A 13,324-nucleotide genomic window follows, 5' to 3' on the forward strand; every position below is an offset into this window, starting at 1 on the left:
GATGGCAACTGCATACTTCCCTGCTGGAGCCCAGATGGAAGGTTCATATTCTTCACATCCGATAACAAGGGTAAGAACCTAGACGGGGTGGATATCTGGATCATGACGCCTGAGGGGGAGGTGGTGAGACAGCTCAAGCTGGAGAAGGCGAATTATGCTCCTGATGTGTTCGATCCGAGATATGCCTATCACTCCGTATCACCTGGGGTGAATTTGAAAGAGATGTTGTGGGGGATGATCAAAGGAAGGAGATGAAGGTGGTGCTTGGAAGAAAGCATAAGCTCCTGATATTGCCGCTTCTCCTTCTCTTATCATACGCTTACGCAGAAAAAGCTGAAACTATCTTCAGCGGTAAGTGTGTCATGTCCGTCACACCGCTCCCCTCCAAGCCGGTGATATACATGGGAACGGTAAACAAAGGCCTCTACAGGAGCGAGGACGGCGGCAGAAGCTGGGGGAAAATAGGCAAAGGGATCGATCCGTTAGCCTGGATATACTCCATCGCCATCGATCCGAAAGATAACCGGATCTTATACATCGGAACCGAAGGGGGAGTCTATAAAAGCACCGATGGAGGGGAAAGCTGGGTGAGATTGGATCTGAAAACCACCGTCTTCTCGATCGTCATCAATCCTCTGAACCCTAAGATCATCTACGCAGGGAAGTTCAAAAGCGAAGACGGAGGGAGGAGATGGGATGAGATGTCGAATCTGCCCACCCTCGGCTCGCCCGCCCATCTGGCTATAGATCCCAAACGACCTGAGATACTATATGCCATCTCGGCTGCCAACGTGGCCTCCTCACCTGCCCACACCTTCAAGAGCGTCAATTCAGGGGAGGATTGGAGGAAGATAAGCGATGATTTGATCTATCAGGTAGCAGTTGATCCATACCATACCGATATCCTGTATGCCTGCGGCAGAGAGGGTGTTTATAAGAGCGTCGATGGTGGAGAGAGATGGAGGTTGATGAGGAAGGGGCTGGTGATACCGAGAGGGTGGTTTGTGCGTAGGATTCTGATCGACCCTATCAATCCTGATGTGATATATGCGGGGATAGCGGGAGTGAATGCAAGTTGCATCTATATGAGCGAGGATGGAGGGGAGAGTTGGTTTCGCCTTGGGGTTGAGCTGGAGGGATCGGTAAATGGGATGGCGATCAGCCCATGTGAGCCGAGCCATATGGTTGTGGGGAGCAGCAATGGAGCATGGAGGCTTGAACTTCCTGAAAGAAAGCCATATCAGGTTAATCCGCCGGGGAAGCTTCTCATCATGTGGGGAAGGATGAAACTCCCGAGAGGCGGATGAAAATGACTTACCCTAAAAAGCTGCATGATATATACAAATTTGAGATAGATGACAGGCTGTTCGTGGCAGACCTCGATCGGTGCGAGGTGTTGGAGATAGATAAGCTCATATGGGACATACTGGATATATGCGACTCGCTGGATGCCGAAGGGATCATCGCGACGCTCAGCGATAGATACACTGAAGATGAGATCATAGAAGCCCTACAATCACTGGAAAGGATGGAGGAGTATGGATTAATCTTCGGGGAATCGCCTTCAAACGCCGAGGAGAGAGAGGGAAGGATGAAGATCCTCGCCCCCAGAAACAGGGTATTTGAGAAGGAGATGAGATGGACTGCCCTTGGGGGGATTATAGCTCATACCAACCTCTTGAAATCGATGACCAAGTATGCCGATGTCTACGTCACACGTGAGATCGATCTTGTTGAGGGAGCACACCTGATACCGCTCGATATGAGGGAGAAAGCTTCAAAGGCTAAAGCGATATCCATGGGGTTCGATGGGGTTTTCCTGTGGTTTCCCACCGAGTTGGAATTCCTAGATATGGTGAGTTATATGGATTCGCCGCTCATAATGCCTATCCATGAGGAGCGAGGAGAGGATGGGATCATGATCAATTTGGTCATGATATGGTATTCCCTCTTGAGAGATTTCGACTCGTTCGTCATATTTTCTGAATCCACCAGGGAGTTTTACTCCAAATTCCTCATGGACCCATCCTTCTTCAAACTCATCCCGCTCGGCGTGGATGCGGAACAGTTTAGACCGATGGATAAGCGGGTTGCCAAGCGTAAAGTAGCTGAGATGACAGGAAAAGCTGAGATACTGGAGAGAAAGGTAGTTGGATTCCTGGCTCGCTTCCAGCCTGAGAAGGGAGCCGGCATCTACATAAAGCTTGCGGAGATGAACCCGGAGTATCTCTTCCTCGTGGTAGCCCCCTCCCTGGGGTTTTACTCGAACTGTCACCTGCCGTCTAATTTGATCTACGCTGGAAGACAACCGAGGGAGAAACTACCGCTGTTTTACAACGCCTTTGATCTTTTCTGCTTTCCCTCCCTTCTGGCCGAGACATTCGGTATGGTCGTATTGGAGGCCATGGCATGTGGGGTTCCCCCCATAGTCCCCGATTTCCACGGAGCCCGTTATGTGGTAGGTGATGCTGGAATCATCGTGGAGGGTAAAAGTTTCCAACATGATATTGGGAGCCTCAGCGGATACATACCGGTTGAGCTTTTATCCGAGGCCATAAATCGACTTATGAAGGACGATCATGAAAGGGAAAGGTTGAGCCAAAAGGTGAGGGAACGCGCCTTGAAATTCTCATGGGATGCAAGCGCAGAGGAGCTTATCGGACTGTTTGAAGAGCTGAACCTGAGGAAACGGTTCATCAAGCGAAGGCGTTTATTCCATGTGACCTTTTCCCCTGTCTATGAAAATAGATCTTCAGGGGTTAAGTCCACGATCCTGAACCTGACCCAATATTGGGAAACACCCCTGCAGCGATCGGGATATACACAATCCGTCGAAGAGGGGATAGCCTTAACGTTGTTAAAGCGACATAGCATGAGGGAGGTGGAGTCCGTGCTTTCCTATATATGCAGGGATAGAGAAAAGGCTTCTGAGGTGTTAAGCCGTGTGAATGCCATTCTGGAGAGTGTGATATGATGATCAGATTTCCTCAGCAGTTGAACAGGATATTTAAATTTGAGCGCGAAGGCAAGATATATGCCGCCGATCTAACCGTAGGATGCGTGGTGGAGATAGATGAGGCGACCTCTTACATTTTGGAGTTATCCGAGAGATTTGATACAGATGAGATAATCAAACGGCTGGAAGAAAGATATGGTAAGGAGAAAGCTTTGGACTCGATAGGTAAATTAGCTTCATTCGCTAGAATCGGGATGTTTTTCCGGGGAGAGAAGAGGGAGATAAAGGAAGATGATCAACTGAGGCTTTTTATCTCCCCCGCCTTCCTGAGGTCCCTCAATAGGTTCAGTTTTGTCACAAGAGTAGATTTATACCGCCTGATTACATCCTTAGCGGAGCTGATTAAGCTGTCAATGGGGGTATATCGAGAACATACTGATAGACTGGACGAGCTGAATTCAAAGGGGATCGAAACCGTGTTTATCGAGGAAGATAAGAGGATCTCTCCTGTCACTCTTATCTCCAGAGGATATAGCGGTATCCTTTCACTATCGATGAGTTTCGTCGAAGAAGCTCCTTTCAATTTGATAGGAAGACCGGTGGTCAACCTGTTCTACAGCGACAGATCATTGGGAGACAAACTCGTTCAGTCAGCGATAGATCTTCTGTTTATACTGCGTCCCTGGGCGGTATTATGTTGCGATACCTCCTGGATGGCGAATGCCATTTTGAAATTCGCTCCAAAACCTGAAGGGGTGTGTGTTATCCCCCCTGGTGTGGACCACGATCTGTTTAAGCCGATGGACAAACACTCTGCTAAGATGATTATCTCACGGACTCTCAACAATAGCCTGTTTACCGAGCTTCCCATCGTTATAATCCTCTCCGGCTTACCTCTTAATGAAGAAGCCTCCTTTGTAAGGAAAATCTGCCGGATGAATAACGATATAGCGTTTCTGATTCTAGATCCGAGCCCTTCCGATTATCTACAAGCCAGACCGAATAATGTGGAGTTTTTCCCCATAAGGGATGCTCATGATTACGACACGCTGCCTTTGATTTTCAATTCGGCTGAGCTGCTGATCTTCCCAGCCATAGTAGGAATATCCAGCTCGCTCGTCTTCAGCGGGATGGCGTGTGGATTGCCCGTAATAGCCATCGGAGATCAGAAGAGGCCGCCTGAACTCGATGAGGCGGGCATATTTATCAAAGCAACTCGCAGCAACGGTGACACTATGATCGTGCCTGTTGAGGAGGTATCTGATAAACTAAGGTCTTTACTGAGAAAACCTGAGGAGATGGATCACCTGAGGTCAAGCTCCATCAGAACGGCCGGGAGATTCTCCTGGGAACTGACGGCTCGGGAAGTGATAAAGCTATTCGAGGAGCTGCAGAAGTTGAAGGGAGATGAACCTCAATTCAAAGGTCATCCGATGGTATTTGCGTATAGATACAACCGATGGAGGGGTGAGATCGAAAGCAAAGCTTTTCAGCTTCCACGCTTCAAGGAGAAACCGATGGAATACGCCCTTGCATCCGAGCTCCTCAAGGGTCATACACCGTCAGAGGTAGAGCTTATTCTGACCTACATCTTAGGCGATGAGATTAAGGCGAAGGAGATCGCAGATGAAATTCTCTCCATAGCGTCAGGTGAAGCATGACTTCTTACGAAATATTTGCAACATCTATAGGGTTGCTCTTCTGCTTCCATGGAGCTTATACTGATCTGAGATATGGCAAAGTGAGGAACACCTGTTCATTCGGGCTGATATATGCGGGGGTGATCGCCCAGATTGTATATCTCCTCTCAGGTCACATAGGCTTAAGCGGAGCTGTAAGCGTTATCGTGCTGGGAGGTGCCATTGCTTTCCTGTCCTACTGGTTCGGCATTCTAGCGCCTGGAGATGCAAAGCTGCTCTGGGGGATATCGATGATGCTTCCCTCCTCCCTGTTTCAAAATCGAAGGGCTTTCATAAGCTTCCCACCGGTTGTACTGTTTATCAACACCTTCGCGATCTACTTCCTCTTCGCATCGATCTACCTGATCGTCATAACACCACTTCCTCGTTTGAAAGAGGCTTTAAAGGCAACCTTCGCAACAAACAAACCATCTCTCCCTTACCTATCGAGGAGGGCTATAGATCTCCTTTTCTTTTTGATCTTTGCTCAGACCGCTTACTATCTGATCGCTCAGTTGGGAAACCTAACCGGTTTGCATATGGGCAGGTTCACCACTATCATCTTAGCCTTCATCTCATTTTACGCATTGAGCAAGATTTTGGGTAAGTTGGGGTCGGCGAAGTACTGGGGATATGCCGTTCTACTCCCGACGTTGATGATCCTATTGTATAGCTCGACCCTCCATTGGCTTTCCCTTCTCAAGACCTTTGGCTTACTGGCCGGTGTTTATATTTTAATCTATCCCTTCGTTAGTTCATTTATGCTTAGCCTGGACAGCATTGGGTTCACGAGGGAGATCGCCATTTCCGAGTTAAGGGAGGGGATGATACCCGCCGAGTGTATCGTCGAGATCCGAGACTCAAATGGAGTTCGATATGAGAAAGAAGCGGCAGTGACATCGAGATCACTTGACGAGAGGGTTATCGTTTCACCGACTCCGGAAGGGATATCCGAGGAGCAGGTCAAACTACTTAAACAACTAGCGGATAAGGGGTGTTTTGAAAGCTTTAACAACAGAATAAAAATACAACACCCAATCCACTTTGCCCCATTTATATTGGGTGGAGTTATATCGACCATACTATGTAGGGGGCCGTTTTATGTAGTATTGATTGAAATATGGAGGTGAGGAATGAAGAGATGCAGGGTTTTCTACGTGATAACGGTCAAATCTGGAGTTAAGAAGAAGGATCTGAGGAGATTCCTTGAGAGGGAGTGGATACCAGCTTTGAAATCTACCCCCGGTTGTATAGAAGTTGAGCTACTTGACGAGTATCGTGATAGGGCCGGATATTGCATATCGGAGGTATGGGAAAGTCAGGAGACACACGTCCAAAACTCCACCAATCTTTGGAGCAAGGAAAGGCCTGAGATATGGAAAAAGCTGGGGGAATACGGCGTGATAGACTGTATATGGAACTGCAAGGTAGTGATGAAAATTTAGACGAAAGGAGGTGAATGAGATGAGGGGCATGGAAGTGGCCGGGAGGAGGTTGGCTGAGCTGTTGCTTTCCGAGTGCGGAGACGTGCCCAGGAAGAACGCTCTTGCTCTTGGAGCCATCATCAGCGGATCGGCTCTGGGTGCTATGTTGCTGCCATCAGGAGCAGGAGCCTTTAACTCTCACGGATGGAAAGTGGTCGTATCTTGCCAGTGGGGAGATAAACTGATCTATTGCGATGATACCCTTAAGCCTCCTGAGATCTGTTGCATTTACCCTCAGGGAGCTGATGCTGCGGTCTGCTGCGTGCAGACATGGGGTGGCTGCCCAAGCTGGGAGGCGATAAAGACAACTCCTCATTGGTGTAGATGACTTAATCTTAAAGGTTCCTCCCCTCAAGCGGGGAGGGACCTCTATATTAAGGATTGCTATGAGGTTTGTCGGAAGCTTGTTAGCAGTTATTTTCTTGTTACTTAGCTGGTCTGCCTTATCAGAGGAGTATAAGATTCTCTACACAGGCGTTCCAAGGAACGGCTTCTGGCATCTGTTCCTCATGAATCCAGATGGAACCGATGTGAAACAGCTGACAGAAGGCGAATCCCACGATGGCTACCCCACCTGGGCACCCGACGGCAAAAGGATAGCCTTCCTTTCCCGCGGAAGGGAAAAAGGAACCGCCAACGACATATACGTGATGAACCTGGATGGAACAGGGTTGAGAAACATAACCCAAAGCCCTGATAGGTGGGAATCAAACCCAGACTGGTCGCCCGACGGCAGGGAGATACTGTTCGCAAGCAAATGGGTGCTATGGGCCATTGATGTGGAGACAGGTCAAAGGCGGAGGATATCCCCTGAGCCAAGGGTGATAAACGGGATGCCGGAGTTCCAGGACTATGAAGCCAGATGGTCTCCTGATGGCAAGAAGATAGTCTTTACGTCGGTTGAAATGGGGAGGAGACTCAATATCTACATGTGCGATTCAGATGGAGGGAACAGGGTTAATTTGACGAACAGCCCAACTGTGGATTATTGTCCTGTCTTCACCCCAGACGGCAGAGGGGTTGTGTTCATCTCCAACAGAGGGGGAAGGCTGAACAACAAGCTTTATCTTCTGGACCTGGAGACGAGGAAGCTCAAGCTGCTTTGTGAGATGAAGTGGGGGATAGGGTCTCTGGACATCTCACCAGATGGGAGGTGGATTATCTTCTCCTCGCTCAACGATAGGGAGGGGGTTCCTCTTTCGCTGGAGCTTTATGTTTTCGATATGCTGACGAAGAAGGTGAAGAAGCTGACGGATACACTGGATGTGAGCGAGTGTTATCCTCGTTGGTCACCAGTTCCCATAGGGATGGGGGTGGGCCCTTCGGGCAAGTTGTTGACCCTTTGGGGAATGTTGAAGGTAGGGTTTCGAATTCCTGAGGAAAGGAGGTGAACGGGATGAGAGGAATGGAAGTGGCAAGGAGGAGGTTGGCTGAGCTGTTGCTTTCCGAGTGCGGAGACGTGCCCAGGAAGAACGCTCTTGCTCTTGGCGCTATAGTCAGCGGCTCGGCTCTTGGCGCTCTGTTAATACAGCCAACTATAGCACGTGCTGATCCAGCTTGTCATGCTGAGAACCCTGATTGTATAGCCTTCGGCTTTGAGCTCAATTGTGGAGCTAAGCACTGTTGCAGTTGGCCCGGTCCCCAAATAGTCTGCTGTGTAGACACTCTCGGAGACTGTCCAACCGACCCTCCGATAACTGATCCAAACTCGGTGTGCTGCGGCGGTGCTCTTCCCGATCCTTGATTTCGAAGCCCAGGGCAACCATAAAAGTTGCCCTGGAACCAGATACTAACCAGATGGTGAGATTTCAATGGTTTTCATCAGGAAACTCCTTTGGGGAATATTGATACTCACCGGTGGTTTATTAAATCAGCTCTCACCGGGGATGGAGGAGTTATCCTATAAGATTGCCTTCAACGCCCCTCAAGGTTTGGTTAGAGGTAACCCTTACCATATCTTCACAATGAACCCAGATGGGACGGAAAAGGAGCAGGTCACACATGGTCCTTTCAGTTGCCTTTATCCCACGTGGTCACCCGATGGGAGGAGGATAGCTTTCACCTCCTCAAGGGCGGGAGCATCTGATATATTCGTAATCAATTTGGATGGAACAGGCGAAATGAACCTAACGAACACCCCTAGCATATATGAGTATAATCCAGACTGGTCCCCGGATGGGAAAAGGATTGCGTTCTATGTATCGACGAGAGCGAAGGAGAAAAGGGGAATATGGATCCTTGATTTGAAAAGCGGTGAGCGTAAAAGAATAACTGATGGTGGAGGACCTGTTTGGTCTCCAGATGGAAGGAGAATAGCGTTCGTATCGCCCGGAAACGGGGGAGAATCCGATATCTTCATCTGCGATGAAGATGGTGGCAATAAAGTTAATCTCACCAATCATCCGAGCGGGGATCTCTATCCCTCTTTCACCCCTGATGGGAGAAAGATAGTGTTTGCTTCATCCCGCCTCGGATGGGGAGGATATGATCTTTTCCTTCTAGATATTGAGACTCGCCGTGTGAAACAAATAACTAAGCTGGCACATCTGGGCTTGAGCGCTAGTTTTCCGGATGTTTCGCCTGATGGAAGATGGATAGTTTTCACAGCGAGCAAAGTTGGTGCCGATGACCCCAACAACATCTATATAGTGGATATCACCGGTGAGAATCTGAGAAGGTTGACGGGATCTCCTTTTTCCGAATATAAGCCTTGCTGGTCACCAGTTCCCATAGGGATGTGGGTTAATCCTTTGGGCAAGTTATTGACCCTTTGGGGTATCTTGAAGATAAGGTTTCGAAATCCTAAGGAAAGGAGATGAACGGAATGAGAGGGATGGAAGTGGCAAGGAAGAGGTTGGCTGAGCTGTTGCTTTCCGAGTGCGGAGACGTGCCCAGGAAGAATGCTCTTGCTCTTGGCGCTATAGTCAGCGGCTCGGCTCTTGGCGCTCTGTTGATACCATCAGGAGCGAGAGGCAACTTCGTGTGCGAGTCTGGAACGGGCAAGCAAATTATATGCAATGAAAACCTTGTTCCTCCTGAGATCTGCTGTAACTACTGGGTCGGATCAGATGTGGTGGTCTGCTGCGTGCAGACATGGGGTAGCTGCCCAAGCTGGGAGGCGATAGACACAACTCCTCACAGGTGTATATGATCGCTCAGGGCTTTTCCCTATCTCGTGGGGAAGAGCTCCCTCCTAAACCTCTCAAAAGGAGAATATGATGGGGAAAGATCTACTAACATCAATTATCACCGTTCTCTTCATGGTGCATCCATCGCCAGGAGAGGAGTATAAGATCCTCTACCTAAGTATGCCTAGGGGAATGACAAGTTCACACATATATCTCATGAACCCTGATGGGAGTGAGACAAAGAGAATCAAAGAAGGGGGAGCAGCATGTTGGTCCCCTGATGGAAAAAGGATCGCTTTCCTGTCCATAGATGAGGGACCAGCAAACGATATATTTGTAATGAATGTGAACGGAACGGATCTCCGAAACATAACCAGAACGCCAAACGAGTGGGAATCCGATCCCGATTGGTCTCCGAATGGAAGGGAGATTCTCTTCTCAACTCATAAAGGGGCGCTGTGGGCAATTGACGTCGAGACAGGTCAAAGGAGGAGGATATCCCCCCAACATAGGATCGTTAACGGGATAAGAGAGTTCCAGGATAGTAAAGCTAGGTGGTCTTCTGATGGGGGGAGAATAGTTTTCCTGTCGGTGGAGATGGGGAGGAATTTCGATATCTACATGTGCGATTCAGATGGAGGGAGCAGGGTTAATTTGACAAACAGCCCATCTATTGATGACTGGCCTACTTTCACACCTGACGGGAGAGGAGTTGTCTTCGTCTCAAACAGGGGAGGAAAGTTGAACAACAAGCTCTATCTCCTGGATCTGGAGACAAGAAAGCTCAAGCTGCTTTGTGAGATGAAATGGGGGATACAGTCCCCCGACGTCTCACCGGATGGGAGGTGGATCGTCTTCTCTTCAGGCAACGATAGGGAGGGAGTTCCTCCCTCATGGGAGCTTTATGTTTTCGATATGCTGACGAAGAAGGTGAGGAAGCTGACGGATACACTGGATGTGAGCGAGTGTTTCCCTCGCTGGTCTCCTGTTCCTATAGGGATGGGAGTGAGTCCTTCGGGCAAGCTGCTGACCCTTTGGGGAATGTTGAAGGTAGGGTTTCGAATTCCTAAGGAAAGGAGGTGAATGGGATGAGGGACATGGTGTGCTCTGTTGCGTAACGACGGCAGATGGAGGAACTTGACCGACTAATGACATATGCAAATATCCTCCTTAAGGCACATGCCTAGGTTGTTGAAGTTGCAATAGTCCTTTCCCACCTAATAAGGTGGGAAGTGCATATAGTTATAGGAGGTTAGGGAGTGCAATAAATAGGGATTAGAGCTGATCCTATAAGGCCTCGTGAATAACACGACATGGCAAAATAGCTAGGAAGATCCAGATACAGCCTCTGATCAAGAGCATTTTGGAGATAATATCATGAGTCAAAACGGGAAAACAAATGGGAGTAAGAAAGAGAAGATCAGGGCCAATAAGCGAAAAAGCGAAGGAGAATACATTTCGGATCGAGCCGTGTGTGAAGGAGCTGGGAGAGTGCCGATGTTGTGGTAAGGGGTTAAGTTGTCAAATCTGCCAGGCCATGTCATGCTTGAGCTAAGGCTTATTTATTGCACACCCTAATAATGAGATGTTTAAAAAGTATTTTCCCTCTATCGGTCCTCATCCTGTTGCCACCTTCTGAAAGGGCGAACTATAAGATCACTTTCACCACTGGATGGAACCGAGTGGAGGCAATCTGGAACCCAGTTGTATCACCGAGGGACATGAGAGGTCTGATCCGCCGTGGTTATGGAATGTTTACATCATGGATTTCTCCTATGGGAATGGATTGAGGAAGTTGGGTGAGGGGAGGGGTCCGTGCTGGTTACCTGTCTCCGGTATGGGGTTAAACCCTGTATCAAAAACGCTGACCCTTTGAGGGATGATCAAGGTGGTGAGGTGATAGGAATGAAAGAGATTAAAAGCATGAGAAACGATAGAGGATTTTCCCATGTGTGCTCTTGAGATGCTCTTCATCGGAATAGCTCTAGCTTTTTGCTTTTACGCAAGCTATACGGATCTGAAGGAGGGGAAGATAAAGAACTGGGCCAATTTCACACTGATATACGCTGGCCTGCTGAGCCAGCTGATCTTCCTCATCAAGGGTTCCATCTCCAAAGCCCAGATAGCTAGCAATATCTTCTCCGGAGCTTTCCTGATGATCCTCCTGCATTGGTTCGGCGCTCTGGCGGCGGGGGATGCCAAAATGCTTTGGGGCTGTCGATGTTATTGCCGCCGACGTTCTTCCGAACACCACACCCTATCTTCAGAATGCCCCTTCCAACACTGCTGGTGAACACCTTCACCCCCTATTTCCTCTTCGCCCTTGCCATGCTCTCGATCCGAGCTCTGAAAGCGTCGGTCAAGTTCACCCAGCTGAAACCCAGACTCCGAAAGAAGGATATCCTCGCGCTTTCGACCAACTTGGTTAATTTTCTGTTTTTCTTCGTCATTATCAGGTACACATCCCTTCTGCTTTTCAGGTTGAACATGACGAACAGATTCATCCAGATCCTCATCGGTATCCTCCTGTTTTATATGCTGCAGAGGGCCTTTCAGATCCCCAAACTAAAGCCTTACAGATGGGTCTTAGCACCGCCTGTGGCCCTCCTGATAACCCTCGATCTGCTCGGTTCCCCGGGAAATCTACGCATATTTATGCTCTGGTTCCTCATATACTTCGGAGTGTTCTTAGCTCTCAGATCGGCAGTTTTAAGCCTGGACGGGTTGATGTTCGACAGAGAGGTCAGGATCCCCGATCTGAAACCCGGCATGGTGGCCGCCGAGCAGATCATATGTGTTGAGGAGGAAGGCGGGAGGAGATATGAGAAACTTCCCTTTTCCTTTTCAAATCCTTTAAACCCTAAGGTTGTAGTGGCACCTCTTCCAGAGGGGTTGTCGGAGGAGAGCGTAGAGATGCTTAAGAAGCTTTCCCAGCAGGGATATTTCAAGCATTTCGGGGACACTCTGAAGATACAGGCCCCTTTGAGGTTCGCCCCCATCATCACCCTGGGCGTCCTCATAACGGTGGTGTGCCGTGGGCCGTTTTATCGCCTCCTCCTTTGAAATCTTCTGAAGGGGGTCAGCCGTGGCTGAATCCCGTGTGATATACATGCTGACGCTTCGAGATGGGGTTAAGAAGAAGGATCTAAAAAGTTCTTGATCAAGGAATGGCTTCCCGCCCTGAAAGGGACACCGGGATGTGTAGAGGTGGAGCTCTTGGACACCTACTGGAGCAGAGCTGGATTCATCGTCACGGAGCTCTGGGAGAGCAGGGAGGCACACGAAAACGGGGTTAAGCGCCTCTGGAGAGGCGAGAGGATGGATTTATTCGATAAAGCCCAGAGATTAGCTCATTTCGACTTCATCTGGGAATGCACTGTGATCGCAAAGGAGGGAAAATGAGGTGAGTTTCTCCTGGAGAGGGAAACGATGTCTTATAACGGGCGCCAGCGGGTTTGTCGGCGCTCATCTGGCGAGGAGATTGGTAGATGAAGGTGCCATCGTCTTCGCATTGGTTTTCAACCCCCGGAAACCTTCCCCGCTTGATGCGCTTGGGGTAAGGGATAAGGTGAAGGTGATAGTCGGGGATATAAGGGAATATGAACTGCTGGAATCGATCCTCAAATCGCACAGGATAGATACCTGTTTTCATCTAGCAGCCGCCAGTATAGTGGAGGCTGCTAAAAGATCGCCAATTTTCACCTTTCAAACGAATATCACGGGGACGTGGAACGTGTTGGAAGCGGCGAGGAGGTGGGGAGGTCTTCGGAGAACAGTGGTCGCCTCCAGTGATAAGGCTTATGGAGAGTATCCTGAGGAGATGTTGCCTTATCGTGAGGAATACGAGCTTATGGGGACGGGGATCTACAGCTGTTCAAAGGCGTGCGCCGATATGATCGCCCGGGCCTATTTCATAGATTATTCCCTGCCCGTCACGATAACCCGCTGCTCCAACATATATGGGCCCGCTGATCCCAATCTGTCACGCATAATCCCGGGCACGATCGCCCATATACTCAACGGTGAACCTCCCGCCATCTTCGAGGAATCCCAATATCACATCCGCGAGTATACCTA

Annotated in this window: 15 protein-coding genes; all 15 read left to right on the plus strand. The window is 49.2% G+C overall.

Annotated features, from left to right (window positions below):
- On the plus strand, positions 1-255 hold a 255-nt coding region (locus J7M22_05510; protein ID MCD6506067.1), incomplete at its 5' end, for a PD40 domain-containing protein.
- Entirely contained in the window at positions 252-1,307 is a 1,056-nt protein-coding gene (locus J7M22_05515) for a hypothetical protein (protein MCD6506068.1), read from the plus strand. The genes J7M22_05510 and J7M22_05515, both read left to right, overlap by 4 nt.
- Positions 1,308-1,309: 2 nt before the next feature.
- On the plus strand, positions 1,310-2,974 hold the full coding sequence (locus tag J7M22_05520) for a glycosyltransferase family 4 protein (GenBank protein ID MCD6506069.1): 1,665 nt from the start codon (positions 1,310-1,312) through the stop codon (positions 2,972-2,974).
- On the plus strand, positions 2,971-4,617 hold the full coding sequence (locus J7M22_05525) for a hypothetical protein (GenBank protein MCD6506070.1): 1,647 nt from the start codon (positions 2,971-2,973) through the stop codon (positions 4,615-4,617). Before J7M22_05520 ends, J7M22_05525 begins: the two co-directional genes overlap by 4 nt.
- Complete coding sequence (locus tag J7M22_05530; protein ID MCD6506071.1) at positions 4,614-5,765, plus strand: prepilin peptidase; 1,152 nt, start codon at positions 4,614-4,616, stop codon at positions 5,763-5,765. Before J7M22_05525 ends, J7M22_05530 begins: the two co-directional genes overlap by 4 nt.
- Before the next feature lie 3 nt (positions 5,766-5,768).
- Entirely contained in the window at positions 5,769-6,080 is a 312-nt protein-coding gene (locus J7M22_05535; protein ID MCD6506072.1) for an antibiotic biosynthesis monooxygenase, read from the plus strand.
- Positions 6,081-6,099: 19 nt separating this feature from the next.
- Positions 6,100-6,447: a hypothetical protein gene (locus J7M22_05540; protein MCD6506073.1), complete on the plus strand. Its 348-nt coding sequence runs from the start codon at positions 6,100-6,102 to the stop codon at positions 6,445-6,447.
- Between the two features lie 202 nt (positions 6,448-6,649).
- On the plus strand, positions 6,650-7,510 hold the full coding sequence (locus J7M22_05545; GenBank protein ID MCD6506074.1) for a PD40 domain-containing protein: 861 nt from the start codon (positions 6,650-6,652) through the stop codon (positions 7,508-7,510).
- Between the two features lie 420 nt (positions 7,511-7,930).
- Complete coding sequence (locus J7M22_05550; GenBank protein MCD6506075.1) at positions 7,931-8,938, plus strand: PD40 domain-containing protein; 1,008 nt, start codon at positions 7,931-7,933, stop codon at positions 8,936-8,938.
- A gap of 5 nt (positions 8,939-8,943) precedes the next feature.
- On the plus strand, positions 8,944-9,270 hold the full coding sequence (locus tag J7M22_05555; protein ID MCD6506076.1) for a hypothetical protein: 327 nt from the start codon (positions 8,944-8,946) through the stop codon (positions 9,268-9,270).
- Between the two features lie 67 nt (positions 9,271-9,337).
- On the plus strand, positions 9,338-10,330 hold the full coding sequence (locus tag J7M22_05560) for a PD40 domain-containing protein (protein ID MCD6506077.1): 993 nt from the start codon (positions 9,338-9,340) through the stop codon (positions 10,328-10,330).
- Positions 10,331-11,195: 865 nt separating this feature from the next.
- Positions 11,196-11,540 carry a prepilin peptidase gene (locus tag J7M22_05565; GenBank protein ID MCD6506078.1) on the plus strand — a complete coding sequence of 115 codons (345 nt, stop codon included), beginning with the start codon at positions 11,196-11,198 and terminating at the stop codon, positions 11,538-11,540.
- On the plus strand, positions 11,468-12,310 hold the full coding sequence (locus J7M22_05570; GenBank protein MCD6506079.1) for a hypothetical protein: 843 nt from the start codon (positions 11,468-11,470) through the stop codon (positions 12,308-12,310). The genes J7M22_05565 and J7M22_05570 overlap by 73 nt, the downstream gene beginning before the upstream one ends.
- A 144-nt stretch (positions 12,311-12,454) precedes the next feature.
- Positions 12,455-12,649 (plus strand): hypothetical protein, encoded by a 195-nt coding sequence (locus tag J7M22_05575; protein ID MCD6506080.1) that lies wholly within the window; start codon positions 12,455-12,457, stop codon positions 12,647-12,649.
- Position 12,650: 1 nt separating this feature from the next.
- On the plus strand, positions 12,651-13,324 hold a 674-nt coding region (locus J7M22_05580), incomplete at its 3' end, for a GDP-mannose 4,6-dehydratase (protein MCD6506081.1).

The sequence above is a fragment of the Candidatus Poribacteria bacterium genome (genome assembly GCA_021162805.1).
GTDB lineage: Bacteria > Poribacteria > WGA-4E > B28-G17 > B28-G17 > JAGGXZ01.

Bases quoted from the DNA above. Each gene is read 5' to 3' on its own strand.
- J7M22_05515 (MCD6506068.1), top strand. From the start codon at position 252: ATGAAGGTGGTGCTTGGAAGAAAGCATAAGCTCCTGATATTGCCGCTT.
- J7M22_05520 (MCD6506069.1), top strand. From the start codon at position 1,310: ATGACTTACCCTAAAAAGCTGCATGATATATACAAATTTGAGATAGAT.
- J7M22_05525 (MCD6506070.1), top strand. From the start codon at position 2,971: ATGATGATCAGATTTCCTCAGCAGTTGAACAGGATATTTAAATTTGAG.
- J7M22_05530 (MCD6506071.1), top strand. From the start codon at position 4,614: ATGACTTCTTACGAAATATTTGCAACATCTATAGGGTTGCTCTTCTGC.
- J7M22_05535 (MCD6506072.1), top strand. From the start codon at position 5,769: ATGAAGAGATGCAGGGTTTTCTACGTGATAACGGTCAAATCTGGAGTT.
- J7M22_05540 (MCD6506073.1), top strand. From the start codon at position 6,100: ATGAGGGGCATGGAAGTGGCCGGGAGGAGGTTGGCTGAGCTGTTGCTT.
- J7M22_05550 (MCD6506075.1), top strand. From the start codon at position 7,931: ATGGTTTTCATCAGGAAACTCCTTTGGGGAATATTGATACTCACCGGT.
- J7M22_05555 (MCD6506076.1), top strand. From the start codon at position 8,944: ATGAGAGGGATGGAAGTGGCAAGGAAGAGGTTGGCTGAGCTGTTGCTT.
- J7M22_05560 (MCD6506077.1), top strand. From the start codon at position 9,338: ATGGGGAAAGATCTACTAACATCAATTATCACCGTTCTCTTCATGGTG.
- J7M22_05565 (MCD6506078.1), top strand. From the start codon at position 11,196: ATGTGTGCTCTTGAGATGCTCTTCATCGGAATAGCTCTAGCTTTTTGC.
- J7M22_05570 (MCD6506079.1), top strand. From the start codon at position 11,468: ATGTTATTGCCGCCGACGTTCTTCCGAACACCACACCCTATCTTCAGA.